Origin of the sequence: Duganella sp. Dugasp56 (genome assembly GCF_047304105.1) — a bacterium.
In the GTDB taxonomy this organism is placed as follows: domain Bacteria; phylum Pseudomonadota; class Gammaproteobacteria; order Burkholderiales; family Burkholderiaceae_D; genus Rugamonas; species Rugamonas hordei.
The window spans coordinates 165,412-189,094 of sequence record NZ_JBGLYQ010000007.1; the positions used below are offsets into that span (position 1 = coordinate 165,412).

The 23,683-nt window shown below is 63.3% G+C and carries 17 protein-coding genes, 1 tRNA gene and 1 pseudogene; 12 read left to right on the plus strand and 7 right to left on the minus strand.

Features of this window, described 5'->3' with window-relative positions:
* Nucleotides 1-26 precede the first annotated feature (26 nt).
* Nucleotides 27-593, minus strand: coding sequence for a c-type cytochrome (locus tag ACCD07_RS06865; RefSeq protein WP_413446887.1), 567 nt, complete (start codon nt 591-593; stop codon nt 27-29).
* A gap of 204 nt (nt 594-797) precedes the next feature.
* Here ACCD07_RS06865 and ACCD07_RS06870 point away from each other — a divergent pair.
* Nucleotides 798-873, plus strand: a tRNA-Arg gene (locus tag ACCD07_RS06870).
* A 552-nt stretch (nt 874-1,425) separates the two neighbouring features.
* On the opposite strand, the gene ACCD07_RS06875 is transcribed toward ACCD07_RS06870, so the two are convergent.
* Entirely contained in the window at nt 1,426-2,514 is a 1,089-nt protein-coding gene (locus ACCD07_RS06875) for a type II asparaginase (RefSeq protein WP_413446888.1), read from the minus strand.
* A gap of 94 nt (nt 2,515-2,608) precedes the next feature.
* Entirely contained in the window at nt 2,609-3,589 is a 981-nt protein-coding gene (locus ACCD07_RS06880) for a porin (protein WP_413446889.1), read from the minus strand.
* A 563-nt stretch (nt 3,590-4,152) separates the two neighbouring features.
* Here ACCD07_RS06880 and ACCD07_RS06885 point away from each other — a divergent pair.
* Genes ACCD07_RS06885 through ACCD07_RS06895 form a run of 3 tightly spaced genes read left to right on the plus strand, consistent with a single transcriptional unit; the run spans nt 4,153 to nt 5,860 of the window.
* A complete protein-coding gene (locus tag ACCD07_RS06885) occupies nt 4,153-4,446 on the plus strand; it encodes an antibiotic biosynthesis monooxygenase (RefSeq protein WP_413446890.1) in 294 nt (97 codons plus the stop codon).
* Nucleotides 4,447-4,496: 50 nt separating this feature from the next.
* A complete protein-coding gene (locus ACCD07_RS06890; RefSeq protein WP_413446891.1) occupies nt 4,497-5,369 on the plus strand; it encodes a sigma-70 family RNA polymerase sigma factor in 873 nt (290 codons plus the stop codon).
* A 29-nt stretch (nt 5,370-5,398) separates the two neighbouring features.
* The gene (locus tag ACCD07_RS06895) at nt 5,399-5,860 is read left to right on the plus strand and encodes a VOC family protein (protein WP_176653069.1); all 462 of its coding nucleotides are present in this window, start codon (nt 5,399-5,401) and stop codon (nt 5,858-5,860) included.
* Here ACCD07_RS06895 and ACCD07_RS06900 read toward each other — a convergent pair whose 3' ends face one another.
* Nucleotides 5,861-7,915, minus strand: coding sequence for a family 43 glycosylhydrolase (locus ACCD07_RS06900; RefSeq protein WP_413446892.1), 2,055 nt, complete (start codon nt 7,913-7,915; stop codon nt 5,861-5,863).
* A 99-nt stretch (nt 7,916-8,014) separates the two neighbouring features.
* Here ACCD07_RS06900 and ACCD07_RS06905 point away from each other — a divergent pair, with 99 nt between their 5' ends.
* From ACCD07_RS06905 to blaOXA (ACCD07_RS06920), 4 genes and pseudogenes are all read left to right on the plus strand, one after another.
* Nucleotides 8,015-8,398, plus strand: a complete 384-nt coding sequence (locus ACCD07_RS06905) for a BlaI/MecI/CopY family transcriptional regulator (RefSeq protein ID WP_413446893.1) — start codon at nt 8,015-8,017, stop codon at nt 8,396-8,398.
* Nucleotides 8,395-9,240: pseudogene (locus ACCD07_RS06910) on the plus strand (M56 family metallopeptidase); the annotation flags it as partial. The gene ACCD07_RS06905 and the pseudogene ACCD07_RS06910, both read left to right, overlap by 4 nt.
* Nucleotides 9,241-9,375: 135 nt before the next feature.
* Complete coding sequence (blaOXA, locus tag ACCD07_RS06915; protein WP_413446915.1) at nt 9,376-10,197, plus strand: class D beta-lactamase; 822 nt, start codon at nt 9,376-9,378, stop codon at nt 10,195-10,197.
* 15 nt (nt 10,198-10,212) lie between these two features.
* Nucleotides 10,213-10,980: a class D beta-lactamase gene (blaOXA, locus tag ACCD07_RS06920; protein WP_413446894.1), complete on the plus strand. Its 768-nt coding sequence runs from the start codon at nt 10,213-10,215 to the stop codon at nt 10,978-10,980.
* 26 nt (nt 10,981-11,006) lie between these two features.
* Here blaOXA (ACCD07_RS06920) and ACCD07_RS06925 read toward each other — a convergent pair whose 3' ends face one another.
* A complete protein-coding gene (locus ACCD07_RS06925) occupies nt 11,007-12,116 on the minus strand; it encodes a LacI family DNA-binding transcriptional regulator (RefSeq protein ID WP_413446895.1) in 1,110 nt (369 codons plus the stop codon).
* 537 nt (nt 12,117-12,653) lie between these two features.
* Here ACCD07_RS06925 and kaiC point away from each other — a divergent pair.
* The 3 genes from kaiC to ACCD07_RS06940 are packed head-to-tail and all read left to right on the plus strand — an operon-like array spanning nt 12,654 to nt 17,378.
* Nucleotides 12,654-14,384: a circadian clock protein KaiC gene (gene kaiC / locus ACCD07_RS06930; protein ID WP_413446896.1), complete on the plus strand. Its 1,731-nt coding sequence runs from the start codon at nt 12,654-12,656 to the stop codon at nt 14,382-14,384.
* Nucleotides 14,385-14,388: 4 nt separating this feature from the next.
* A complete protein-coding gene (locus ACCD07_RS06935; protein WP_176653062.1) occupies nt 14,389-14,679 on the plus strand; it encodes a circadian clock KaiB family protein in 291 nt (96 codons plus the stop codon).
* Nucleotides 14,676-17,378 carry an EAL domain-containing protein gene (locus ACCD07_RS06940; RefSeq protein ID WP_413446897.1) on the plus strand — a complete coding sequence of 901 codons (2,703 nt, stop codon included), beginning with the start codon at nt 14,676-14,678 and terminating at the stop codon, nt 17,376-17,378. Before ACCD07_RS06935 ends, ACCD07_RS06940 begins: the two co-directional genes overlap by 4 nt.
* Before the next feature lie 57 nt (nt 17,379-17,435).
* Here ACCD07_RS06940 and ACCD07_RS06945 read toward each other — a convergent pair whose 3' ends face one another.
* The gene (locus ACCD07_RS06945; RefSeq protein WP_413446898.1) at nt 17,436-19,586 is read right to left on the minus strand and encodes an alpha-glucuronidase family glycosyl hydrolase; all 2,151 of its coding nucleotides are present in this window, start codon (nt 19,584-19,586) and stop codon (nt 17,436-17,438) included.
* A gap of 86 nt (nt 19,587-19,672) precedes the next feature.
* Here ACCD07_RS06945 and ACCD07_RS06950 point away from each other — a divergent pair, with 86 nt between their 5' ends.
* Entirely contained in the window at nt 19,673-20,800 is a 1,128-nt protein-coding gene (locus tag ACCD07_RS06950; protein WP_413446899.1) for an endo-1,4-beta-xylanase, read from the plus strand.
* Between the two features lie 4 nt (nt 20,801-20,804).
* On the opposite strand, the gene ACCD07_RS06955 is transcribed toward ACCD07_RS06950, so the two are convergent.
* Nucleotides 20,805-23,681, minus strand: coding sequence for a glycosyl hydrolase 115 family protein (locus tag ACCD07_RS06955; protein WP_413446900.1), 2,877 nt, complete (start codon nt 23,679-23,681; stop codon nt 20,805-20,807).
* Nucleotides 23,682-23,683 lie beyond the last annotated feature (2 nt).

A 23,683-nucleotide genomic window follows, 5' to 3' on the forward strand; every position in this document is an offset into this window, starting at 1 on the left:
GCCGGTTCTTCAGGAGCAGCGGAAGCTTACTTGGCTGGAGCCGATGCGGCTGGAGCGGAAGCTGCCGCAGGAGCGGCGGCTGGCGCCGGCACTTCAGGTTCCTTGAACTTGGCGCCGCCTTTGTTGGCCATGTAGACCACGGCGCGGGCCACTTCGACGTCGTCCAGGTCCGGATTGCCGCCTTTGGCCGGCATGGCGCGGATACCTTCAACAGCGTGCTTGAGCAGGGTGTCGTAACCTTGGGCGATGCGGGCAGTCCATGCACCGGCGTCGCCGAACTTCGGAGCGCCGGCGGCACCGCTGCCGTGGCAGGCTGCGCAGGTCGAGGTGTAGATGGCTTCGCCGGACTGCAGCACTTTTGGTGCGTTCGCGTCTTTCAGCGTGAAGCCGGTGTCGGCGACAGGAGCGATACGGGCGGCGACTTCTTCAGGAGCCTGGCTGTTCGAGCCACGGCCGGTCAATTTGTCTGCGGTGACGAACTGCACCAGCAGGATAATACCGATAACTGTAACCCCAAAGAAGCCAATCACCGCAGCAACGAGCTGCTTGGGCGTGCGGATGGCGGATTCGTGTTCGTTGTGTGCGTCGCTCATGATTTCCTTAACAGACTAAATTCGAAGCCGGGTGGCGTGCGAAAAATTGATCAGCCAGCTGCCTAGTAAAACCTTCACCAAACGGGCGATTATAGACGTAAAAATGCCTTCATGGAAACGCTAAGATGCTCAAAACGACACTTTCCATGGACGGGTGTCGATAAAAACGGTATCCTACGGCACACTTCAGAAATTCCCCTCCGTGCGGCTGTAGCTCAGTGGATAGAGTATTGGCCTCCGAAGCCAAGGGTCGTGGGTTCGATCCCCGCCAGCCGCACCAAAATTTTCCATATAAATCAAATACTTAACCTTTACATTGGTTCGCAATGTGATGCGTTAATTCGCATATTTCGGCACACTCACTGTGCACAAAATCGTGCCGAGCATTCTGTCATCAGGCGTTGTAAAAGGATTGTTGGCACAGTCGTGCTGCATTGATCGTACATAGGCTCGGACTTAGCCTTGATCTGCCTGCCGCTTCGCCAGAGTCTCAATAGCGTTGATTCCCGCCAACATTTTTCCCGTGCAGAGCTGTTAGACGAATGGACAAAAAGTGCTGGAGGACTAAACCCCCGATAGATGCTTTGAAAGGCGAATGGTGAAGCCATGCGCATCAGTGATACATCTCATTACAAATGATGATTGGCGAAATATGGCGCGGCGCAGCATAATTTCTCTGTCTCCTCCAACTCCCTCCAAGGATTGGATTTAACCCGCCCCAGTTGGCGGGTTTTTTTTGTCAAAATTGTGGCTTTGGGATTGATGGGGTAAGTACTCGCCGTTGCTAAAGCTCGTGGGGCAAGTTCGACTTTTCCCCATCATCAACGATGACTTAGTAGGTGTAGAACATGCGCTGGATTTCCTTGCTGTCGCTGGTCTTGGTCAGCGCCAGCATCAGTAGGATGCGCGCCTTTTGCGGGCTCAACGTATCGGAGACCACGAAGTCCAGCTCGTCGTCGTTGGCTTCGCCGTTGCGGGCCACGATGCCCTGGCCGACGCGGGCCGAGCGCACGATCAGCACGCCTTGCTTGCGGGCCGCGGTCAGCGAAGGCAAGACCTTGGACGCCAGGCTGCCGTCGCCGACGCCGGCGTGGATGATGCCCTTGGCGCCAGCCGCCACCAGCGCATTCAGCGCGACCGGGCTGACGTTGGCGTAGCCATAGACGATGTCGACCTGCGGCAGCGCGTCCAGCTTGCCGATGTCAAACTCGGTGTCGGTCGTGTGCTTGCGGGTCGACGCATGGTAGAAGTAAGCCTTGTTGCCCTGGATGTAGCCCAGCATGCCCAGCTCCGGCGTCTTGAAGCTGTCCAGGGTCGAGGTGTTGGTCTTGGTGACGTCGCGCGCGCCCTGGATCTGGTCGTTCAAAGCCACCAGCACGCCCTTGCCGATGGCTTCCTTGCTGGCCGCCAGCAGCACCGCGTTATACAGGTTGATCGGGCCGTCCGCCGACAGCGCGGTGCCCGGGCGCATCGCGCCGACCAGCACCACCGGCTTGTGGCTCTTCACCACCATGTCGAGGAAGTAGGCGGTCTCTTCCAGCGTGTCGGTGCCGTGGGTGATGACGATGCCGTCGACGTCCGGCTGCGCCAGCAGCGTGTTGACGCGCTTGGCCAGCACCAGCCAGTGTTCGTTGCTCATGTTTTCGCTGGCGATCTGGAACACTTGCTCGCCCTTGACTTGCGCCACCTTGGCCAGTTCCGGCACGGCGGCGATCAGGCGGTCCACGCCGACGGTGGCGGCCGTGTAGCCGACCGTGGTGGTACTGGTGGCTCCGCTGCCGGCGATGGTGCCGCCGGTGGCCAGGATGGTCACATGGGCCGATGGCGCGGCGTCGGCGGCGCGGACCGCTGGAACGGACCCGGCCAGCAGCGCCAGGGCGCACAGCGCGGACAACAGACGGGAGGAAATAGGAACGAACATAGAGTCTCCAAGAGAGTTAAGGGGGATGGATAGGGCCTGATCCCGAAAGGGGCCAAACCCCGGTGGTGCTTTATGGGTTTTATTCGCCGGGATGTCAGAACTTATGCCGGATCCCGACCGACAGTGCTCGCGATCCATCTCCAGCAGCCGGCGCGCTGCCGCCGCTGGAGGCATCGCCCACCACGTTGGTGGCGGCCAGTTCGTTGCGGATGCTGCCGAATGAACTGTAGAGGTTGGTGCGTTTGGAAAGCGTGTAGGTATAGCCCACCGCAAACTGTCTTCCGCCCCGCTGGGTCGCGGAACGGTCCTGTTTTTTCACATACGAGGCCAGCAGCTTGCCCTGTCCGAGCGGCACTGAGGCACCCAGCAGGAAGTCGCGGAAATCGCCGCCGACGTCGTTCTTTTCGGTTTCAAACGCGGCGTGCACAGTCGCGGGGCCGAAGTTGTAGCTGGTGCCCAGCAGGACCTCTTTCATCGTATTGAAAGAAGTGATCTTCAGGCTGTCATATGCCAGGGTTCCTACCAACGGGCCTGAGGCGTAGTCGATGGAAAAAGCGATGGTACGGCCCAAGGTGCTATCGCCGGCCTGTTCGCCAAAACCAACCATCACGGTGGCCGACAGGCCATTCAGCCTAGGCGTTGCATAGCTGACGGTGTTATTGGTACGTGCCGTGCCGATGCTCATCAGGTTGGTGGCGGCGCCGGTAAAGCCGGTTTCAAAGGGGTCGATGCCGTCCAGCGCGATGAAGATCGGGTTGCATTGACGGCCCAGGTTGACGGTACCGGCGCTGGTCGTCAGGCCGACATAGGCATGGCGGCCGAATAAGGCGCCGTTCTGGCGCGCCTTGCCGGTGTCGAGATCCAGCCCGTTCTCCAACACGAAGTGGGCGTTCATGCCATTGCCCAGGTCCTCCTGCCCCTTGAAGCCCAGCCGGCTGCCGGACTGCACGCCAGTGGCCAGCTTGGTGACCGCGCCATCGGCGCCCCCGGTTTCGCGGGCGATGCCAGCGTCCAGTATGCCGTAGACGGTGACGCCAGATTGCGCCGAGGCGGCGCCGGCTGCGGAGGCGAGCAAGAGCCCAGCTACTAATGATGTTTTCATAAACGATCCAATAAGATTGTGCGATAGGTGCAACTACGCGACCGGGCACTGGAACGCCGCGCCCTGAAAATCGAGGGTGCGGCGATACCCGCCGGACCTGCGGGAGCAAGGTCCGGACTCGGTCAGCCGTGAAATTAGCGATGGAGTGGCGCTGCCGGCGCTTGCGTCAAGAAGCCGGTCTGCGCGTTCGGGCGGGAATTACTTTGTTCATTGTCTTTGTCTCCGTTTTATTTATAGTAAAAAGCGATTCGACGCGGATGACCACCATCGAATATCCTTTTCACAACAGAGTTAGCACTATCTGTGCCACGGGAATGGCAAGCCGGGCCATTGAACCAAACCATTGATTACATGAGGTTTTTTTGAAATGGACGGGGCCAGGCGCCGGTGCCCGAGTATGAACTTTCATACTCGGACCTTGAGCTGAGTATCAATTTCGTTAACGATTTTTTCTTCGGACCGATCCGTTTTGCCCCGCTTCGTCGTCTTACACATAACAGGCCCGATTGGCGGGCCTGCCCGACCGGAGACGAACTATGACAACCTTGATGATTCCCCTGACCATCGACCCCGCCAACCAGCGCCAGGTGCTGGACATGTTGCGCGACAATATCAACACGGTGATCCGTACGTTGGACGGGTGGATTGCCACCGACTTGATCGCGAGTGCGGACGGAACGCGCATCGTCATCCATTCCCAATGGCGTGACGTCGCGGCGGTCGAAACGATGCGAACCGACTCCAGAATGGTCGCCTACTACCCCAAGCTCGCCGCACTCGCCACGATCGACCCCATCATGGGTGAAGTCGTCGAGGCGGCCAGGGCTTGATAGTTTGATAAACTCGTACCCGGTATCGACGGACGTGGAGGCGGCCAGCAATGAACGATGTGGCGCAGGATTTTGAAAAACTGCTCGGTGAGATGCGGCCCAGGCTTCATCGCTATTGCGCCCGCATGACCGGGTCCGTGGTCGATGGCGAAGACATCGTCCAGGATACGCTCGTGAAAGCATTTGCCGCGCGTGCTTCCTTTGACGGACTGGACAACCCCCAGGCCTGGCTTTATCGAATCGCCCACAACGCGTCGCTGGATTTCCTGCGGCACCGCGCACGCACGCCGGTGATGGAGGACGAAGGCGAGCTTGCCACATTGGCGTCTCCCGAAGTTCCAGATCCCGAGATTGCCGCGACCTGCCTGCGCAGTTTCATGCGGCTGCCGGCGCTGCAGCGAAGCGCGGTGATTTTGAAGGACGTGCTGGGCCATTCGCTGGGGGAGGCGGCGCTGATCACCGCATCCAGCGAGCCGGCCGTCAAATCGGCGCTGCAGCGGGGACGTGAGCGGCTGCGCGTGGTGGCCGGCGAATCCGTCGAACCGGCACCGCCCGGTATCGACGGCGCCGTCAGCGCCCGGCTGCTTGCCTATGTGGAGGGATTCAAGACCGGTGATTTCGACACGGTACGCGCCATGCTGGCCGATGACGTCAGACTTGAGCTCGTGACCAAGCTGCGGCGCAACGGCAAGAGCGAAGTCGGCGAATACTTCGGCGCCTACGCCATTGCCGTGCAATGGGTATTCTCGCCGGCGGTGGTTGACGGCCGCGCCGCGATGCTGGTGTTTGACCGCAACGTATCGCTTGATGCGCCGGCGTATTTCGTGGCGCTGGAATTTGCCGGCGACCACGTCGTTGGCATACGCGACTTCCTGTATGCCCGCTACGCGATGGACGGGGTGGAGATACGGGCTATCGCCTGAGCCATGATCGATAACTGCAAGGAGCAACGATGAAAATACGAGCAATAGCGGTGCTGTGCCTGGGCGTGCTCATGATGGCAGGTCCGGGCGTCTCTGCGTCTGCGGAACCCGCCGGGCACATTACCGGTGTGGGCGGCATATTCTTCAAGGCCAAGGATCCCAAGGCGCTGGCGGCGTGGTATCGCGATGTGCTGGGCATGCCGCTGGAAGTGTGGGGCGGCGCGAAGCTGCGCTACGATGCGCCCAACCATCCTCCGGCGCTGATCTGGAATGCCTTCCCCGCCACGACCAACTACTTCGCGCCGTCGACCAGCGAGTTCATGATCAACTACGCGGTCGACGATATGGATGCGTTTCTCGCGCGCCTGGGCACGAAAGGCGTCGCCATCCTGAAGCGCGCCGACGATGCGAACGGCCGCTTCGCATGGGTTCTCGATCCCGAGGGGAACAAGATCGAGCTGTGGGAGCCTAAGCGCACAACGCCTCCCTGATTATTTTTTGGACCAGATGAAGCGGGCGCCGTCGCTGCCGTCGGGCAGCGGACCGGGGGCGTCGGCGCGGACGGCGCCGGTCCGCGGGTCGATCCGCAGGAAGCGGTTGGTCAGTAGCGACATCAGCACCAGCTCGCCCGTCGGCGTCTCTATCCACTGGAAAGCTTGCGTCACGCCGGACTGGGCGGGTTGCAGCGCGGCGCTGCCGTCGGCCGCGATGGTCACATAACTGTTGCCGGACTGGAGCGCCGCCCGGCCCAGGCCCAGATCCAATATCGTGAACGGCGTCGGCGCCGCGTTGACGAGCGCTTCTCCGCGCGCGGCCAGCCCGGCCGAGCCCCTGAAGGAAGCGAGCTGTATCACCTGGCCATACGGAATGGGCCGCGTCAAACCGTGAGGGTAGGGCTGGTAGACCTCGAAGCTGGCGAAGTCGGCGGCGCCGCCGTTCTGCTTGCCCGTGTTGTAGTTGAACAGTGCGTAGCGCACGCCCTGCGAGGTGACGGGCTGGTAGATCATCGTGAATTCCTGCCCGATGGGCTGGAAGCGCTCGCCGTCGAACGAATAGCTGAAGCGTGCCTTCTCGGTCCGGAAGTCGCATTCGGCGCGCAGCCACACGCGCGTGGCGGTGATACCGATGCGCGTGGACTGGTTGCGTGCCTGATCGAACAGCACCAAGGCGAGCTTGCCATTCTTCTTTTCCACCGCCAGCGTGGCATACGGCAGGTTCAGCAGGCCGAGGCCGGCCACGTCGTTTTCCAGCAGCCCGGATGCGTCCAGCGCCGCCGTCGGCACGGACACCGGCCCGATTGCCCGTTGCGTCAGCGAGTTGCGCGCTTCCCAGAACGACGCCGCCTGCATCGAGCGCAGGCGCAGGAAGCCCGGGCGTTCGCTCAGCGACCACTTGTCTTCAACCGGCGCATGGTTCCACTGCCAGACGGGCTTGAGCGCGGGCTCGGAAAAATCGTCGCTGCGCACGAACGGCGCCGCGATCTGCTGCGCTTGCGCTGTGCGCGGCTTGACCCAGGTGCGCGGACTGTGTCCCACGTTGCCCGGCAGGCCGAAGTAGGGCCAGCCGTCCTGCCAGGTCACCGGCGACAAACTGAGCAGGTGGCCCGCCGAGTTGTAGTCCATCATTGAAAAGCCCCACCATTCGCCGGCCTCGGTCGGCACGATGCCGCCCTGGTGCATGGCCGTCATGGCGCGCGACGCTGGACTGGGCGGCACGACTTCGAACGGATACTGCCTGTTCTTCAGCCGGTAGCCGCCGGCCATGCCGAAACCTTCCTCCTTGCTGATCGCCGGGTTTACTTCGTACGGTCCGTAGACATGGTCGGCGCGCGCAGCCGGCATGGTGCCGCCCGCATCATTGGCGCTGACGATGTAGTACTTGCCGTTGACCTTGTAGAAGTGCGCGTTTCCGCCCATGCCGTCGGCCTTGGTGAACAGCTCGCGTTCCGTGTCCGGCACGATATCGCTCAGGTCATTGGTCAATTGCGCGATGCGCAGTTGCTGGAGGCCCCAGACAGCATAAGCCTTGCCGTCGTCGTCGAACAATACCGACAGGTCTTGCAGGCTGCGCTTCATTTTCCAGTGCGTCCACGGTCCTTTCGGATTGATGGCGGAATACATCCAGGTGCCGCGACCGTTCACGTTGGCGAAGATATAGAACACGCCGTTGTGGTGGCGCAGGCTGGGCGCCCAGATGCCCTGGCCGTAGACGTTCCTGCCGCGCTCCAGCCGGTAGCTCGGCCCGAGATCCAGCTCGCCGGCGGCATAGCCGAGGAATTCCCAGTTGACCAGGTCCCGCGACCGCAACAGCGGCAGCCCGGGCATCGCGTGCATGGTGGCGCCGGTGAGATAGAACCATTCGTTTACCCGTATCAGGTCCGGGTCGGCCAGCTCGTCGTAGAAGAGGGGATTGGTATAGCTGCCGTTGCCGTTGTCCGGCGTCCAGGTCTTCATCGACAGGCCGGAGTCCGTACGGGGCTCCTGTTGGGCCGCCGCCGGCAGCGTCAGCGCGAGGGACAGCATGCACGCAATTGCGAGTTTGGTCATAGCGTCTCTATTTTTCCGGGGAAACATTCGGATAATGCCATCCTTGATTATTTGTGACATATGTCGCACAATGGCGACGTGTATCGCAAAGGAACTTAAATGGCCATCCCCTCGATCTCCGAGCTTACTCTGTTGAAGGCCTTATGGCGGCAGCAGCCGCTCAGCGCCCGCGAAATCCACGAGCAGGTCGAGGAGGAGCTGGGCTGGTCGTACTCGTCCACGCGCAAGACCCTGGAGCGCATGCTGGACAAGGGCTCGGTAAGGCAGCGCACGCTGCACGGTGTGCAGGTATATGAGGCGGCGCTTGAGAAGGTCGGCACGCTGGCCGCGTTCGCGCGCGACTTCAGCAAGCGAGTGATGGAGATGGATGCGCCTTTGCCGGCCAATATGTTCACCGGCAGCAAGCTCGTCGACGAGGATGAGCTGGCGCAGCTCGAGCAGTTGCTGAACGACTGGCCCACCGGCGAGGACGGCGCCAAATGACGCCATCCGACCTGCTGGCTTTACGCTTCCTGCTGGCCAGCTGCGGCTCTGTGGCCGTGGGACTGGTCGTGTGGGCGTTGCTGGTTGCTTTCCGCCGCCGCCTGCCCGAGTTTTCCCTGCAACGCTCGACGTGGCTGCTGAGCCAGGCGACGGTTGTGGCGGCTTTCCTGGTGATCCTGCTGCCGCACAGCGAACGCCTGCGTTTTATTCCACCGATAGAACTGTCCGACAATGTGGCCGCGCATCTGGCCGATCCCGGCAAAACGGGCACGCCGGCTGCCGCCGCCAACCCGGCCGGCGCGGCGAATACGGAGGCGGACTATCGCTCCTGGCTCGCCATCGGCGCGCAAGCCTGGCTGCTGCTATATCCGCTCGGCCTGGCTTATGCGCTGGCCAGATTGTGGCTGGGGCGCCGGACATTGAATGGCCTCGCCGCGGCCGGCCACCGGCTGTCCGTCTTGAATCAGCACGACGGCTTTGCCGCGCCCGGTACGCCCGCGCTGGCGGTCATCGAAGTGGACGCGCCAATCTCGCCCATGCTGTTCGGTCTGTTCCGTCCTCGCCTGCTGCTGCCGCGTCACCTGCGCAGCTTTGAGGCTGGCCAGCAACGGATGATCGTCGAGCATGAACTGACGCATATGCGGCGGCATGACCTGCAATGGATGAGCGTCGGCCTGCTGCTGCAAACGCTGCTGTGGTTCAACCCCTGCATGCGTTTGTTGCGCGCCCAGCTCTCGTGGGCGCAAGAGCTGGGCTGCGACCGCGATGTGCTGCGTGGCCGTCCGCAGACAGAACGCAAAGCCTATGCGGCGGCGCTGATCGCTCAATTGAAACTGCAGCATCGCCAGGTAAACGCCACGCTTGCTTTCGGCGGCGTCAGCGCGAGCACCGTGGCGGCCCGCATCGGCCTGATACGCGAGCCCGCCGCGCCGCGCGGCCCATGGGCCCGATGCGCCGCGCTGGCCGGCCTGGCGGCAGTGTTCGCGGGCAGCCTCGCCTTCCAGCCGGCCTTCGCGTGGCGCATCGCCCCGCTGGCGCAGGCCGTGCTGCCGGCAACGGAAACGCCGTTCAGCTGTACCGAGATGGCGGATGCCGACAGCGGCAAGCGGCTGGTCCACGACGGCCATTGCGACGAACGCGTCACGCCCGCCTCGACGTTCAACATCGCCGTCAGCCTGATGGGCTACGACAGCGGCATCCTGCGCGACGAGCACACGCCGAGACTGCCGTTCAAGGCCGGCTATACGGACTGGAACCCGTCATGGCGCGCAACCACCGACCCGACCAGCTGGATACGGAATTCAACCGTGTGGTATGCCCAGCAGGTGACCTCGCAGTTGGGCGCCGAGCGCTTCCAGCGCTACGTGAACAGTCTCAACTACGGCAACCGCGATGTCTCCGGCGATGCCGGCAAGGACAATGGCCTCGCGATGTCGTGGATAGCTTCCAGCCTGAAGATATCGCCGGTTGAACAGGTGGTTTTCCTCAGCAACATGTTGAACCGCAAGCTGCCGCTGTCGGAACATGCCTATGAGATGACGGCCCGACTCACCGAGCTCGATGCCCTGCCCAACGGCTGGGAGATCCACGGGAAAACCGGCACGGCCGCGCCGGTGCTGGCCAACGGCCGCGATGACGAGAAACACCGCTACGGCTGGTTCGTCGGCTGGGCGACCAAGGGCAGCCGCAAGGTGGTGTTCGCCCGCCTCGTGCTGGAGGACAGGCAGCAAGCCGCCGCCGGCCCCCGCGCCAAGCAAGCCTTCCTGCGCGATCTGCCGGCGCAACTGGACGCGCTTTAACAAGGAGACAGCAGTATGAATTTTCGCCACATGGTCATGGGGGCGCTGTGCAGCCTCGTCTGGACTTCAGCCGTCCATGCCACCGAAGTGTGCACCGCCATTGCCGAAGCCGTCACCGGCGCGATGCTGGTCCAGCGCGGCGACTGCCAGCGCCAGGTGACGCCGGCGTCGACCTTCAAGATCGCCATCAGCCTGATGGGCTACGACTCCGGTTTCCTCAAGGATGCGCACACGCCGAAGCTGCCGTTCCGCCCGGGCTATGTCGATTGGCGACCCAGCTGGCGCGAAGCGACGGATCCCGCCAAGTGGATGAGCGATTCGGTCGTATGGTATTCACAGCAGGTGACAAAATCCCTGGGCATGCAGCGCTTCGCCGAATACACGCGGAAATTCAATTACGGGAATGCCGACGTCTCGGGCGACGCGGAAAATGACGGACTGACCATGTCGTGGATAGGTTCCTCGCTGCGGATCTCGCCGCTGGAACAGCTCGCGTTCCTGGACAAGATCGTCAACCGCCGGCTGGGCGTGAGCGCCCATGCCTACGACATGACGGCCCGGCTGACGCAGTTCGGCCAGCCTCCCGCAGGCTGGCGCATCAACGGCAAGACCGGCGCGGCTTCCGGCTTTGGCTGGTATGTCGGATGGGCGTCGAAAGGTTCGCGCACCTTCGTCTTTGCGCACCTGATGCAGAGGGACGCGACGCAGCCGCAGGACGTGTCGGCCGGCGTGCTGGCGCGCGATGAATTCCTCAAGGAATTGCCGGCCTTGCTGCTCAAGTGATCCACAAGACCCGATCAAGGCAGCCGTCACGCGCGGGGCTTGGCCACCACCTTGGTTGATGGCCGCAGGCGCGGCGCGGCGTCGGATTGGCGGCGTATCAGTTTGTAGTCGATCACCGCGTGCTTGGGCGCGTCCGGCTCGCCGTTGCGCTTGGCGCGGATCTGGTGCACCAGGAACTGCACCGCCTCTGCCGCCATATCGGTGATCGGCTGGCGCACCGTGGTCAGCTCCGGCCAGATGGTGCTGGCCAGCGCGGTGTCATCGAAGCCGGCCACCGTCAGGTCGCCCGGCACGTCCAGCCCCAGTCGGTGGGCGATCGCCACCACGGCGGCGGCCATGTCGTCGTTGCTGGCGAAAACGGCGGTCGGGCGCTGCTCCAGGCCCAGCAGCACTTCGGCCGCGTCCAGGCCGGAACGGTAGGTGAACATGCCCTGCACGATCAGCTCCGGCGAACTGGGGATGTTTTTCTCGGCGATGGCGGCCTTGAAGCCGGCCAGCCGGCGCGCGCTGGCGGTCTGGTTCGGATGGCCGATGACGAAGCCGATGCGCTGGTGGCCCAGCGACACCAGGTGGCAGGTCATCGCATGGGCGGCGCTGAAGTCGTCGATGCTGACGCCGCCGACGCGGGCGTCCGGCTGGCCGCAGGCCACCGTCACGGCCGGCGTGCCGGAGGCGACGATCAGGTCGATCAGGTTCGGGGTGTCGCACAGCGGCGGCGGCAGGATGATGCCGTCGACGCCGTTGGCGATCAGGCGGCGCGCCTGCTCGATGCCGTGCTCGTCGGCCTCGCACTTTTCCACCACCAGCTGGACGTTGTTGGGACTGGCCTGGTTCAGCAGGCCGACCAGGAATTCGCTCAGGTAGCCGGCGCTGGGATTGCTGTAAAGGAAACCAACCCGTATCGGGCGCGAGCCGGCAAGCCGGCGTGCGGCCTGGTTGGGGACGTAGTTCAGCGCGGCCACCGCCGCGTCGACGCGTTGCCGGGTCTTGTCGCGGACATTGGTATCGCCGTTCATCACGCGCGACACCGTCATCGGCGAGACGCCCGCCAATTTGGCCACATCGGACATGGTCGGCGCCTGCGACCGGATTTCCACCACCGGCTCCGCCTTCGGTTTCACCTTATTGCTTGTCATCTGCCTTCGTAACCTTGTGTGAAAAATGTAGCTAAGTTCAGCGCCAGACTTTACCACAAGGCCTTGCCTGCCGGGGCGGAATGCCCCCGGCAGGCAGCTGTTTGCCGGAGCGTTTAAACCCTCGCAGGCGGGGCGGGATTGCAGGGTGTTCCGCCGTTGACCTCGGGCGCGTCCGACCGGATCAGTTGCGGTGGGCAAGCTGTGCCTGGCCGATCAACCATCACGTCCTTTAATTGATAGAGTTTGTGTATATTTAACGGTGAATTAATATTTCGATATTAAATACTGTGAGAATTTGTGTATTTTAAGGAAAACCGCGGGCCGTTGCTGAATTTTTGTGTATTAATTTCCAAACGGCAGGAATCTATTTATCCATGCTATAGTCAATTCATGCTGCAGGCACTGCGAAATTTTTTTCACATTCTATGTCATTCACATGTGAAAACATTTATTTACCAATATCTTGAATTGGCACTTCAGTAGCGCAGCTTATTTACGGGCGTTGTGCTGAAATGCGATTCTTTACATAAGAGTCCTATGAAATCTGCACCCACGCCGAGTGCTCGTCTGAGCAAAGCGTCCACCGGAATTACTGGCCTCGATGAAATGACGGGCGGCGGTTTACCCCATGGCAGGACCACTTTGCTGGCTGGCGGACCTGGGTCGGGAAAGACCATCCTGTCGCTGCAATTTCTGGCGAATGGTGCGCGCAGCTCGCAGGAGGCCGGCATTTTCGTGGCGTTCGAAGAATCATCGAAGCGTATTGTTGAAAATGCCGAAGGCTTTAACTGGAAAATACCGGAATTACAAGAAAATAAACAACTTTATTTTATGGATGCGCAGCCCGAAGCGGATCTCGTACTGTCCGGAGGCTTTGATTTGAGCGGCATGCTGGCGGTATTGGAAGGGCAGGTCCATGCGATGAAGGCCAAACGCATCGTGATCGATGCGCTCGACATCGTTCTTGCGCTCCTGCCCGATCCGATGTCGGTTCGGCGCGAAATCTACCGCTTGCACGACTGGCTGCTGGCGCAGCAATTGACGGCGATTATTACTGCCAAGGCTAGCGGTGCTGCCAACGGTGCCCTGCATCAGGAATCGCTTGGTTTCATGCAGTTTATGGTGGACTGTTCGATTTTCCTGAACCACGGCGTGGTGCTTGGCGTCTCCCAGCGCAATGTGCGGGTGCAAAAATACCGTGGATCGAGTTTCGACGAGAACGAGTCGCCTTTCCTGATCAGCAAGACAGGCTTCGAAGTGGCCGTCGCCCGGACCTTGGGCCGGGTTGACGCGGATGTGACCGATGAACGCGTTTCCAGCGGCCTCAAGCGGCTCGATACGATGCTCGGCGGCGGCTATTATCGCGGCGCCAGCGTACTCATCACCGGCTTTCCGGGCACGGCCAAAACCACCCTGAGCGGGGCGTTCGCCGAAGCCGCGTGCAAGCGCGGCGAACGTACGATGTTCGTCAGCTTCGACTCGGACGGTTCCGAAGTCATCCGTAATTTGCGCTCGGTCGGGATTAAACTGGATGGCTATGTCAAGAGCGGCATGCTGAGCATGATCTCGGCCCGCACCATTACCGGCAGCGCCGAAACCTATCTGGTGCGCATCAAGTTGCTGACGCAGGAGCACAAGGCGCGCTGCCTGGTCATCGATCCGGTCTCGACCCTGTCCAAATCGGGCAATGAGCTCACCGCGCACAGCGTCGCGGAGCGCCTGATCGACTGGGCCAAGGCGTGCGGCATCACACTCGTGTGCACCAGCCTGCTCGATGAAATGGCCAGCCAGACGGAGGGCGGCTCGCCGCTGCAGATCTCCACCTTGGCCGATACCTGGATCCACCTGAATTACCTTGTTCAGGGAGGCGAACGCAACCGCGGCATGTCGATCATCAAATCGCGCGGCACGGCCCACTCGAACCAGGTGCGCGAATTGATCCTCAGCGACGCCGGCGTCACGCTGGCCGACACCTACACCGCCGGCGGCGAAGTGCTGATGGGTACCATGCGTTGGGAAAAGGAGAGTGCCGAACGGCTTGCCACTGAGATGGCCGAGGTCGCCGCCAGGCTCAAGAAAGTCAAGCTGGACGCCGAAGAAGCCGAGCTGGAAGTACGCGTCAGGTCCTTGCAGACTGAGCTGGTGGCAAAGCAGGTGGAAAAAGAGCTGTTGATGCGCAGCACCGAAAGCCGCGAACAAGAAGTCACGCGCGGGCGCAGTGAGATGGCTGAATTGCGGGGCGCCGACGCCCACCTTGTCAGGGAGTAGGCACGTGAAGCAATCGTCTGTTTTCAAGTTTCGCCTGTATATGGCGGGTGACGCCCAGAACTCCCTGTTGGCCAAGGCCAACCTGCGCGCCTTGTGCGCCACCTATCTGCCCGATTGTCATGAGATCGAGGTGCTGGACGTTTTCCACGACCAGCAGCGCGCCAAGGAGGACAATATTTTCATGACGCCAACCTTGCTTAAATTGGCCCCGGACAGGGAGCGCAGGATTGTCGGCACACTCAGCCAGACTCAAGCCGTATTGCTGGCACTGGGACTCGATGGCAGCCTGCCATGATCCCGAGTCAAGATGCGGAAGATCCGTTTGTCGAAGTGACGGCGCTCATCAGCACATTGCATGCCACGGTGGCGCGCCTTGAGGAGTTGACCGACGGCCAGATCGACACGATCACCGACCCGCACGGCCAGCCCTTCCTGTTGCGGCGCGCCCAAGCGCAAGTGCGCCTGAATGACGCGACCAGGCAGCATGCCATCCTCAATTCCCTGCCGGCCTACATTGCCATCCTTGATGCCGACGGTGTCATCGTGTCCGTCAATGAAGCATGGTTGGCCTACGACAATGCGCTATGCGACGGCGGGCCGGGGCATGCGGTCGGCCTGAATTTCCTCCAGCAATGCGAGCGGGTACGCGGCGACGCCGCCGTGGACGGGCGCGACGTGGCGGACGGCATTCGCCAGATACTAGCCGGCAGCAGCCGTCACTGGTCCTGCGAATACGCTTGCGGAGCGGGTTCGCAAAACTGGTTCTTCATGACGGCGACACCTTTGGCCGGCGCGAACTTGTGCGGCGTGGCCGTGATGTACATGGATATCAGCGAACGCAAACGCAACGAGGACGACTTGCGCCGGTTTAAGGCCGCGATGGACTGCACCAGCGACGCGATCTTCCTGGTCAGCCGGTCCAGCATGGGCTTTGTTGAAATGAACGCGTCCGCCAGCATTATGCTGGGCTACTCGCGCGCCGAATTGCTCGGCATGGGGCCGAAGGATATTACCGACGAATCCCTTTGGCCGAAGCTGGCACCCCTTTACGACAAGCTCATTGCACAGAGCGGAATAAGCCTGTCGCATGAAGTGGAGCTGCTGCGCAGGGACGGTTCTCGGGTACAAGTTGAACTGCATCGACAGGCGCTGCGGTCTGGAACGGACTGGATCATCGTTGCCGTTGGGCGCGACATCACCGAACGCAAGGACGCGGCCATGCGGCTTCAGCACCAGGCGCACCACGACGGCCTGACCGGACTGCCGAACCGCACGCAGTTCTACGATACGCTATCGCGGACGCTACGACAGGCGACCCAGCATGGCTGGAAGGTCGCGGTGCTGTTTATCGACCTCGACAACTTCAAGATCGTCAACGACACGCTGGGGCACGGCGTCGGCGACGAGCTGCTGGTCAACGCCAGCGGCCGCCTGCTCGAATGTGTGCGCCTGCGCGATACGGTCGGGCGCCTGGGCGGCGATGAATTTGCCGTGATCCTGGTCATGCAGGATGAGCAAAACGATGCCGCGGTGGTGGCCGCAAAGATCTGCGACATCTTGCGCGCTCCCTTCATGCTAGGCGAACATGAAGTGACCGTCACGGCCAGCATCGGCATCACCATGCACCCGGCGGACGCCTCCACCCCCGCCGAGCTGATCAAGTATGCCGACACCGCGATGTACCGGGCCAAGCAGGCGGGCCGCGATACCTTCCGCTTCTTTACGGCGCAAATGAACATCGAAGTGCTGGCCAAGCTGGATCTGGAGATCGCGCTGCGCAAGGCGGTCGAAAACGGGGAGTTCGTGCTGCACTACCAGCCGAAAGTCCAACTCGCCAGCGGCCGCATCGTCGGCCTGGAGGCGCTGCTGCGCTGGGAGCGTCCGGGTTACGGTCTGGTCCCGCCGCACGTGTTCATCGGTTCGCTGGAAGAGACCGGAATGATTGTGCGGGTCGGCAGCTGGGTCATCGCCACCGCCTGCCGCCAGATCGGCCATTGGCTGCAATCGTCGGTGGGACCGATGCAGGTGTCGGTCAACGTGGCCGGCCGCCAGTTCCTGGAAGGCGATCTGGACGCGGATGTCATTGCGGCGCTGGAGGACAACGGGGTGCCGCCGGAACTGCTGGAGCTGGAGCTGACTGAAAGCTCGTTGATGAGCAACACCGAACGCACCATCAACACGCTCAAGAACCTGAAACGGCACGGTGTGCAGATTTCCATCGATGACTTCGGGACAGGGTATTCGAGCCTGGCGTACTTGCGCCGCTTCCCGATCGACAAGCTGAAGATCGACATCGCCTTTATCCGGGAAGTCACCAGCAATCCTGACGACGCCGCCATCGTGCTGGCCATTCTCAGCATGGCCCACAGCCTGAAGCTTGACGTCGTCGCGGAAGGGGTGGAGACAGCGGCCCAGCTGGCGTTCTTGAAGCGCAATCACTGCGATCAGGTTCAGGGCTATTTTTTCAGCAAGCCGTTGGGACTGCTTGCAGTGGAACAGCTGCTGCTCAAGGACCAGCAGATGTCGCCGCCGGAACCGGAATGTTCGTCACTCCAGAAGACGCTGCTGCTGGTCGACGACGAGGCCAACATCCTGTCCGCGCTGCGGCGCCTGCTGCGCAACGAGGGGTACCGCATCCTGAGCGCAGGTTCGGCGGCGGAGGGGTTTGAGTTGCTGGCGCAGCATCGGGTGCAGGTGATCATCTGCGACCAACGAATGCCGCAGATGAGCGGAACGGAATTCTTCGATCGCGTCAAGGACATGTATCCGGATACTTTCCGCATCGTGCTGTCCGGTTATACCGATCTCGAATCAATCATGCGTGCGGTGAACAAGGGCGCGATCTACCGGTTTTATACCAAACCCTGGACCGACGCCGTGCTGCTCGACGAACTGCGTGATGCGTTCCGTCACTACAGCCTGTTGCATGACGTCGAACTGGGCGACAGCAAGCGCATCGAGGTGGTGAGGAAGCTGGCCGCCACACACTTGTAGAACGTTGGCGTGAACCAGGCCGCGGTACATATCGGGCGGCGCCTAGGCCAGACTTTTTCAGTGTCCCGGCGCATAGGGGAAGCGCATCGCCTGGTAGCTTTCCAGCGGCAGCGCCGGCGGGTGCACGCCCGGCGGCAGCGGCAAACCGGACACCGACTGGAAATACGCGATGCAGGCGTCGCGCCATAGCACGGCGTCGTCCACTTGCCGCGCCAGGCGCTGCGCCACTTCGGCGTGGCGGCGGGCGTCGATCAGCGGCCGCATCGCCGCCCAGCGCGCCTGCAGATTTCTTGCGGACGCGACGCCGGTGTCGTACCGGGTCAACAGTTCGGCCCACAAGGTGCGGCCGGACGGCATCGTGTAATCCCACGGCAGGTGGTGGAACCACAGCAGGAATTGCTGAGGCGTGGTGTGCGGGTCGGCGTACTGGCGGGCGATCTCCGGCGCGTACTGCGCCAGCGCGTTGCTGCCGCTGGCGGTGCGGTCGAAGCCGATGCCGTTGCGGTCGGCGCGGTGGTAGTAGACCGGGTTCCAGTCCGGCCGCTCCAGGTTGGCCACCCACGGCGCCGGGCCGTGGTGGTGGCCGGTGCCCATCATGTGGTGCAGGCCCAGGGGGGTCATGTAGTCGACCACCGCTTCGCGCGACAGCATCATCATGTCGACGATGGGAGTGGTGACGGCGGGATCCGCGCTGAAGGTCTGCGCCGCCCACTCGGTGGCGATGTCGCGCGCCGAGGCCTGCGGGTTCCACGCCAGCCGCCCGTAGGCGTACCAGTTGGCCTGGTCGAAGTGGGAACCGGTCCAGTTGCGGTCGGTGCCGATGTTGGCCACGCCGGCCATGCCGCTCAGGGTCTGCGCCACGGTGGCGCCCTGCGGCGAGGTCTTGGTATCGCTGCGCAGCGTCTCCTCAAACAAGGTGCCCAGGTAGGCCATGTCGGTGGAGAAGCCGAGATACTCCTTGGTGACCTGGAATTCCATCATCAGCGGCGTCTTCGGCATCGCGCCGAACAGCGGATGGAACGGTTCGCGCGGCTGGAAGTCGATCGCGCCGTTCTTCACCTGTACCAGCACGTTGGCGGCGAAAGTGCCGTCCAGCGGCTTGAATTCGTCCCACGCCTGCTTGGCGCGGTCCGATGCCTTCTCGGCGCCGGGCGCGTAGACGAAGGCGCGCCACATGACGATGCCGTGGTGCGGCGCGACCGCGGCGGCCAGCATGTTGGCGCCGTCGGCGTGGCTGCGGTGGTAGTCCTGCGGGCCGGGCTGGCCCTCGGAGTTGGCCTTGACCAGGAAGCCGCCGAAGTCCGGGATGGCCTTGTAGATCTCGTCGGCCTTGCGCCGCCACCAGGCTTGCACTTCGGGCGACAGCGGATCGGCGGTGGAGGTTTCGTGCAGCTCCAGCGGCGTCGAGAAGCGCGCCGACAGATAGACCTTGATGCCGTAGGGGCGCAGCACGTCGGCCACGGCGGCGGCCTTGGCGATGAACTGCGCGGTCAGCGACTCCGGCTTGGCGTTGACGTTGTTGAGCACCGTGCCGTTGATGCCCAGCGAGGCGTTGGCGCGCGCATAGTCGGTGTAGCGACGGTCCTTGATGTCGGGCAGCGCCCACCAGTCCCAGATCGAGGCGCCGGCGTAGCCGCGTTCCACCGTGCGGTCCAGGTTGTCCCAGTGATTCAGCACGCGCAGCCGCAGCTTGGGCGCGGAGGACGCCTCCGGCGCCTTGCCGTCGGCCGCGGCGCGCAGCCAGGCAAAGGCGCCGTACAGCAGGCCGGTGTCGCTGTTGGCGGCGATCAGCGTGACCTCGTGGCCCTGCAGGCGGGTGCGGCGCAGCAGATAGCCTTCGGCGCCCAGAGCGGCCAGTTCGGCGCGCAGCGGCGAGGCGCCGGCGGCCAGCTCCGGCAGCGTGGCCGGCGTGGCCAGCAGCAGCGCGCCGTCCTGTATCTTGGCGGACAGCGCGGGGGCGCGGCCCAGCATGCCGGCCAGGCCCGTTTGCAGTTCATCCAGCGCGGCCTGGGTGGTCGGCGACGGAGCGCCGCTCAGGACGATGCTGCGGGCCTGCGCGCCCAGGCGAACCTGCGCCGCGTGCGGCAAGGGACGGTAGCGCAGCCACAGTTGATAGCCGTCTTCGTCGGCCGGTACATTGGCCGCCGACGCGTTGGCGCATAGCGCAAGCAGCGCCGCTGCCAACAGGGTGTTGAGAAAATTCCGCATACCGTCTCCATTTTGGTGCATTATGTTAGCGTAACCATTTGATTATGCCACGATGTTAGCGAACATTTTTACCTTGGAGTGTAACAATGACGATTTCTCGCCGTAATGTTTTATCGATGCTGGCCGCCGGTCTGCTTCCGCTGCCGGACGTGCTGGGCGCCGAAGCCGGTCCCACGCCCCTGAAAGTGCTGGGCAAGCGCAAGGGACTCAATATCGGCAACGCCATCGGCACTCGCGACTTGCGCGATCCAGGCTACAGGGCATTGATGGCGCGCGAGTGCAACATGATCGTGGCCGACAACGAGGGCAAGTGGCAGGCGCTGGCGCCGCGCCAGGGCCAGTACAACTTCGCGCCGGCCGACGAGCTGTATGCGTGGGCCAAAAGCCAGGGCATGCTGATACGCGGGCACAACCTGATCTGGGAGCCCGCCAAATGGCTGCCGAAATGGGTCAACGAGCACGATTTCGGCAGCCAGCCCGCGCGCGAGGCGGAACGGCTGCTGCGGGTGCACACCCAGGCGGTGTGCGGCCACTTCGGGCGCGACGTCCACAGCTACGATGTGGTCAACGAGGCGGTCGATCCGGCCACCGGCGCCTTGCGCGCCAATGTCTTCACCGAACGCCTGGGCGCGCTGGAGCAGGTCGAGCTGTCGTTCCGGCTGGCGCGCGAGTATGCGCCGCATGCGCAACTGGTCTATAACGACTACATGCGGGCCGACGAGGGCAGCGCCAAGCACCGCGCGGGCGTGCTGAAGCTGCTGCACGACCTGAAGTCGCGCGGCGCGCCGGTGCAGGCGCTTGGCCTGCAAAGCCATATCGGCTCGTGGGACGAGGTAAGCGGCGGGACGGGCGCCGCGCATCAGCTGGAGTGGCGCAAGTTCCTCGACGAAGTCACCGGCATGGGACTGGACCTGCTGATCACGGAATTCGACGTCAACGACCGCAAGCTGCCGGGCGATATCAAGGCCCGCGACGTCGGCGTGGCGGCCCTGGCCAAGGACTACCTGGACGTGACCTTCAGCTATCCGCAGTGCCGCGACTTCCTGATGTGGGGCATGGCGGACAACTTCAGCTGGTTGCAGACATGGGACGAAGCGCCGCGCACGGATGGCTTGAAAATGCGCCCGACGCCTTTCGACGACAAGCTGCGCGCCAAGCCGCTGCGCGACGCCATCGCCGCCGCCATCGAGGCGATGCCGCAGCGCGCGGCCTGACGGCTTAGCGTCTCGGACTTTCGGGCGGACCCAGATAGCTGTTGCGCTGGCCGCCCGCATCGACCACCAGCTTTTGCAGCACCACACCGGGATCGATGGCCCAGAACTTCAGCGTATGCTGGCCCGGCGCGGCGATCTTGTGCCGCGAGCTCAGTACCGTCGCGCCGTCGGATACGCTGCGTTCCCACGCCTTTTCCGTCGCGTCGGCGTGCATGTTGACGATCTGCGGCGCCTCGTCGTCGAAGGACACGGCGTAGCGCAGGCCGGCGCCGGGCTGGAACTTCTGGGTAGGCGCCAGCGTCGCCTGCACGCCGACTGTTCCCGCGCTGAACAGATGCATCTCGTATTCCAGCCGCATGCGCGGCGTGTCGTCCGCCGCAGCGCCGGTCGGCGCCGCCGGCTGCAGCACCGTCATGCCGGACAGCGTGCGGCCATGGTCGGGGATGCGCAGCCAGGTGCGCTGGCCGTCCGGCACTGCGCGGCTGTAGTGCTCCGCCTCCATCGCCACCACGCCGCCGGTTTCGACAAAGCCGCTCGGCGCCGCGCCGGCCGGCTTGCGCAGCGGGACTTTCAACGTGGCCTTGCCGCCGTCGGGACCTGTAACTGTCAGCGTCGCCTGCGTCACGCCATCCGGCACTTCCGCCCAGCGGGCGCCAACCTGCACACGCTGCTCGCGCAGCACCTTGCCCTTGGGCTTGTCCAGCGTGATCCACGGTTCGCTGGCGGTGATGGTGTAGTCGAACGGCTGCTGTCCGCGGTTGAAGATCTCGACGAAACGCGCCCGCTGCTCGAACACGTCCAGCGCCGGCAACGACAGCTTGTCGCCGTCTGGGCCTGGCCATACCTGCTCGCTGCCTTCCACCGCCACGCCCATGTCGGCCTGTTTGGGCACCTGCATCTCGGTCACCTGCGGCATCACGTTGCGCGGCGGCTGGTTCCAATAGGTGTAGCCCAGGTGGGTCTGCGACATCATGTGATTCCATTTGCCGCCGCTGATATCCTCGTGATAGCGCCGCACCAGTTCGGCGTCCTCCCTGAACAGCTGCCGCGCGCGCGCCGCCAGGTCGTTGGTGGAAGCCCGTCCCTGCAGGCCGTACAGGCGGTTCATGCCCGCCGTGACATACAGCTCGTTGACCACCGCGCCGGCCTTCACCGGGTACAGCACCAATTGATAGAAGGCGTCGCGCCGCGAGGCGGGCAATGCGGCGGAGATTTTCTCGGCGCGTGCGGCGATGTCCTTGTACTCGGCGACGATGCGCTCGGCCTCGCCGTAGTTGACCGGGCTGTAGGTGGTGGGCTCCAGCTGCTCCGGCTTGCGGCGGCCGTTATACTTCGCATATTTGGCCACGATGTCGGCGATATCGTCCGCATGTTCGGGGCCGAATTCGCGCGCCGCCCACAGCTTCAGGTACTCCGGCAGCCGCTCCGCCGGCCAGGCGGCCGGGTTCCACGCATAGGTCAGGAAGAATTCGATCGGCACTTCCATCGGCTTCAGGTCGCCGACGTTGACGATCCACATGCGGTTGGCCTGGTATTGCCAGGCCAGGTGCATCTGCTCCCATACCTTGGGTAGCGGGGTGACGTTGATCCACTTGTACGAACGCGGACCGCCGACATAATCGAAGTGGTAGTAGACGCCGGCGCCGCCCGAGCGCAGGCGTTCCGCCGGCGTCGGCAGGCGGCGGATATTGCCCCAGTTGTCGTCGCACCACAGCAGCATCACGTCGTCCGGCACGCGCATGCCCTTCTCGTAGTAGTCCTGCACTTCCTTGTACAGCGCCCATACCTGCGGCACCTTGGCCACGTCCGGGTTGATCTCCCTGGCGATGATGGATCGCTGGTCGTCGACGATATGCTCCAGCAGCGAGACGTTCGACTCGCGCGACATCGGCTCGTCGCCGTCGCCGCGCATGCCGACCGTGATCATCTTTTCGCCGCTGCCGGCGTTGCGCAGGCCTTGCGCCCAGAACTCCTTCAGCTTGTCGGCGCTGCGGTTGTAGTCCCAGGCGCTGCCGCCGCCGTAGCGCCGCCATTCATCATGCGCGCGCATCATCGGCTCGTGGTGCGAGGTGCCGATGACGACACCGTATTCGTCGGCGCGCTGGCCGTTCAACTTGTCGTCGTCGTAGAAAGCCTCGCCCCACATGGCCGGCCACAGATAGTTGCCGCGCATGCGCAGTATCAGCTCGAATACTTTTTCGTAGAACTGGTGATTGAAGCCGCCATAGCGCTGCTTGACCCAGCCGGTCAGCGCCGGCGCCTCGTCGTTGAGGAAGATGCCGCGATACTGCACCACCGGCGCGTCGCTGGTGGCGGTCGCGGACGAGGCGTAGATGCTGGCATGCTTCGCCGCCGGCACGTCGGCCCACCAGTTCCAAGGCGACACGCCGATCTGCTCCGACATCTCGTAGATGCCGAAGATGGTGCCGCGCTTGTCGCTGCCGGCGATCACCAGCGCACGCTCGACGCCGGGCATCGGATTGCGCAGCGTCTGCACCTGCCAGCCTTCCCACTTGCCCTTGATCGCGGAGACATCCAGCGCTCCCGACTGCACCAGCTTGTCTATCAGCGCGCTCTTGCCGATGGTGCCGATGATGACCACGTCCGCGCCGGCCGGCTGCAGGCCCTTGGTCAGCGTCGCCTTGGCCGCGCTGACGCGGCCGATGTCGGCCTGCAGGTCGACCGCCGCGCGCAGCACGCCGGGATAATCGGACGGATCGACGTACAGCCTGGCGGCATGGCCGGCCTGCGCCAGCGCGACAGCGCCGGCCGGAGGGTGATCGAAGAAGGCCAGCCGTTTTTCGCCCAGCGCTTGCGCGGGCAGGGCGTGCGACAGCAGGGCCGCCATCAGCGCCCCTGCCGCCATATAGTGATGTCTCATGG